The following is a 3,314-nucleotide window of genomic DNA, read 5'->3' as shown; positions in this document are numbered from 1 at the left end:
CCCGCAGGGCACATCCCCCGGCAACAAGGAGCACGTCGCATGACTCGGTCCCGCCGTCTCCGAACGGCCGTGACCACCCTCGCGATCTCCCTGATCATCACAACCCAGACCGCCCTCGCCGCCGACCCGGAACCAGGCCCCACGAACCCGACCGGGTTCGCGGACCTCCTCCCGACCCCTGACCTCACCCACGGCGACACCCGCACCTTGTTCGAGCAATACAGCCCCATGGTGTACGGCCTCGACTTCGACAAGGGCCTGAGCGATACGTTCAACATGATCTTCAATGGCTACGCGTATTTGGTGATGATGTACATCGTCGCCATCACCCGCGGGGCCATTTCCGTTGGCTGGTGGTTGTTCTCGTTCACCGACGTGAAGCCGCTCACCGATGCGACATCGGCAACGATCGGGGCCACCGGTTCGCAACTCGTCGGCTGGTTGCTGCCGTCAGCTCTTGCCTTCGGGGCAGTCGCGGCCTATACGCAGCGCAAGGCGACTGGAACAGCGCTAGGTCAGTTGGTCTGGGTATTCGTGGCCGGCGTTTTGAGCATCAGCTTCGCTTTGGCCCCGGCCACCTGGCTGCGCGGAGTCGATGGAGCGCGCCAACTCGGTGCCGGCGCGGTGATGACGGCATCGGCAGATGCGATGGGTCCAACGATGCAGTCTCCACTGCCGTGGCCAGAACCTGGTTTCACAGGTACGCCGAAGGACACACTATTGCGCAAGTCCGCCGATGCCAGCTGGCGCGGTTTCGCTGTGACGCCGTGGTGTATCTCCGAGTTCGGATCGATCGCCGCATGTCAGCGATATGGCAAAGGGATGCTCGATACGGGTGTGGACCCTGAGGCTCGGAAGAAGTACATCGATGACGTAATCACACCCGCCGAAGGGGGCAGTGATGCGGCAACGGTGAAGTGGGTCAAGGGCGACAATCCGTTCGGGCGCGTGGCTGTCGTCATGTTGGCTGCAATTGCCGCAACTCTGTTCGCCTTCCTCAACATCGCCTTGGCCTTCACGGCTCTGATGGCCTTTATCGGTTGTCTGCTGCTACTTGTTGTGGGCGTCTTCTTCGCCTGCCTGTGGATCATCCCGGGCAGGCCGCGACAATGGGGTTTGAACTGGTTCGAGGCGTTGATCGGACTGGTACTGCAGTCGTTCCTCGCGATGTTGGTGTTCGGTACGGCGCTGACGCTCGTTACGGCTGTTTTCAGTTTGAGTGGGAGTTTGGGTTGGCTTCCGGTCAGCGGCCTGGCAATCGCGGTTCTGATCGTCGGTTTCAAGCTGCGCCGATTGCTGGACAGCCTGACCTCGATGATGCGTCCAGGGGCCGGCAGCATCATGCTCGGTGGTCTTGCACGCAGAGGAGCTATGAGTGCGGTCAGGCGAGTCATGGGCGCTTTGAGCGGGCGTGGTGCCGCGCCAGTTCTGCCGGAACGAAACAGGGACCGCGTGCGGCAAGCCGAAGCAAACTCGCAGCGTGTCACCTCGGTTCGGGTTTACCGGCAGGCGCCTGCTGTGGGCTCGTTGACGCGTGGGGCCGCGGCTAGTTCGCCGTACGAGCTCACAGCGGGTCCTGGGCGGCGAAGTGATGGTGTCGGAATGCCAGGCGGAGGTGGCCCAGGTCAGCACGGATCTGCGGCCGCGGGTGGAGTATCAGCCGCTGGCGCCACCGGACCGGTGAAGAGCACGTCCGCCTTGAACCTCGCGCGCGCTCGAGCGCAGTCCAAGGGTGACGGACGACGCACCATCTCGGTCTCGGCCGCGAACGTAGTCTCCGCGGGAGGGTCCGGATCCTTGCGAGGCTCGGCGGGCGAGACGCAGAAGGCCCGGCATTCCCGTCGGCCCGCGCCGGCGGCATCGGTGAGTGAGACGCGGTACGAGCCGCGGGTGCACTCGCACTCGGCCAGCCTTCGCGAGGGTCCGCCGAAGGTTCGTCAGCGGCGCAGGGCGCCGGCTCCACAGCAGCGACGGTTCCGCGAGTACTCCGCCATCACGAAGGACGGCGTGACCGTACACGTGCCGACGCGAAGGTGATCGCCGATGGCACGCAGACACCGATCGACTGAGGATCGCCGGGAGGGCGCGGGCCGCGGCTCTCATCGCCGCGACCGCGGGACCGTGCGCCCGGATTCCGAGTACGACGAGCGCGTGGACCGGGAGCGACCCGAGGCACCGGACAGTTGGCGTTCGTTGATGAGCGCGGACTACGACTATCCGGAGGAGATCGACGAGCTCAACGGTCGTGAGCGCCGCCGGGCGAAGAAGAACTGGCGGCGTGACGACCACGCGCAGCGGATGGCGTGGCTGCGCAGCCAACGCCAGGCGGAGCCGACCAGTCCGGCGGTCATCGTGGCGCTCGTCGTCGTACTCGCGATCATCATCCTCGGGCTCGGCGGCGGATTGCCGCGGCTGCTCGGTGACGATGGCCCCGAGGACAGTGCTCCCATCGGCCTACTTACGCCTGGTCGGTCGGTGGTTCTGCCGACCGCGCCGTCGAACCCACAGCCCGGGCAGGACAGCCCACGGCCCACGACGCCGACGCTGACAACACCGCCGCCACAGACGCAGCGACCGTCCTCCGAAGCAACCGCACTGGCGAACGACGTCGTCGGCACGTGGGCGCGCACTTTCTACACGCGGGACCCGGCCGCCGAGACCTATGCGGCGCTGGTGGCCAAGTCTGCGAAGTACATGACCGAGGACGTCGCGTCCAGCTTCACCTCTGCCGGTGATCCGACGTACGACGCACTCAAGAAGGATGGCGGCAAGTCGACGGTGATCGCGGCACCGGTCAGCGCGCCGCCCGCCAACGCGGAGGCGCCGGTGGATACGCCGGCCCGGATCACGCGCTTCGTCAAAGTCACGATCGACGTCACCGGAAAGAACGCTCAGCGATTCGACGTACCCCTGCTCGTCACGCTGGTGAACCAGAACAGCCAATGGGTCATCAGCGACGTGTCGGGCGGTACCGGTCCATGACCACGTCAGTGGAGGGCTGCGATGTTCGATGAGCGGGATCTTGGCAGGGGACTGCTCTCCGTCGCGAGCAGGGGCGTATTCGTCAAGGCCGCAGCCGCCTTGGCCATCGTGGGCGTGGCCAGCCTGCTGATGCTCGCTCCGTTCGGTGGATCGAGCAAGCCGCAGGCCGCTTGTCTGCCGTTGGCGCCCGGCCAGGTCGGCAACCCGGTACCCGATGGCCCACTTCGGGCTACGCAAATCGCGTTCGCGAAGCTCATCGACAAGGTCGCCGTCGAGCGTGGCCTTCCCGGGCGGGCGACGCTGATCGCCCTGATGACTGCCCTCGTCGAGTC

Annotated in this window: 3 protein-coding genes; all 3 read left to right on the top strand. The window is 65.8% G+C overall.

What is annotated here, in order from left to right; all coding sequences use genetic code 11:
* Positions 1-69 precede the first annotated feature (69 nt).
* Positions 70-2,037 carry a hypothetical protein gene (locus E1218_RS35220; RefSeq protein WP_132327362.1) on the top strand — a complete coding sequence of 656 codons (1,968 nt, stop codon included), beginning with the start codon at positions 70-72 and terminating at the stop codon, positions 2,035-2,037.
* An 84-nt stretch (positions 2,038-2,121) separates the two neighbouring features.
* Entirely contained in the window at positions 2,122-2,982 is an 861-nt protein-coding gene (locus E1218_RS35215; protein WP_132327361.1) for a hypothetical protein, read from the top strand.
* Positions 2,983-3,003: 21 nt separating this feature from the next.
* Positions 3,004-3,314 (top strand): hypothetical protein (locus E1218_RS35210; protein ID WP_202866370.1); only part of this gene is annotated, 311 nt, incomplete at its 3' end.

This window comes from Kribbella turkmenica, assembly GCF_004348725.1.
GTDB classification, from domain to species: Bacteria; Actinomycetota; Actinomycetes; order Propionibacteriales; family Kribbellaceae; genus Kribbella; species Kribbella turkmenica.
Note: the sequence above shows the minus strand (reverse complement) of the source record. Positions and strands in the feature narration are given on the sequence as shown.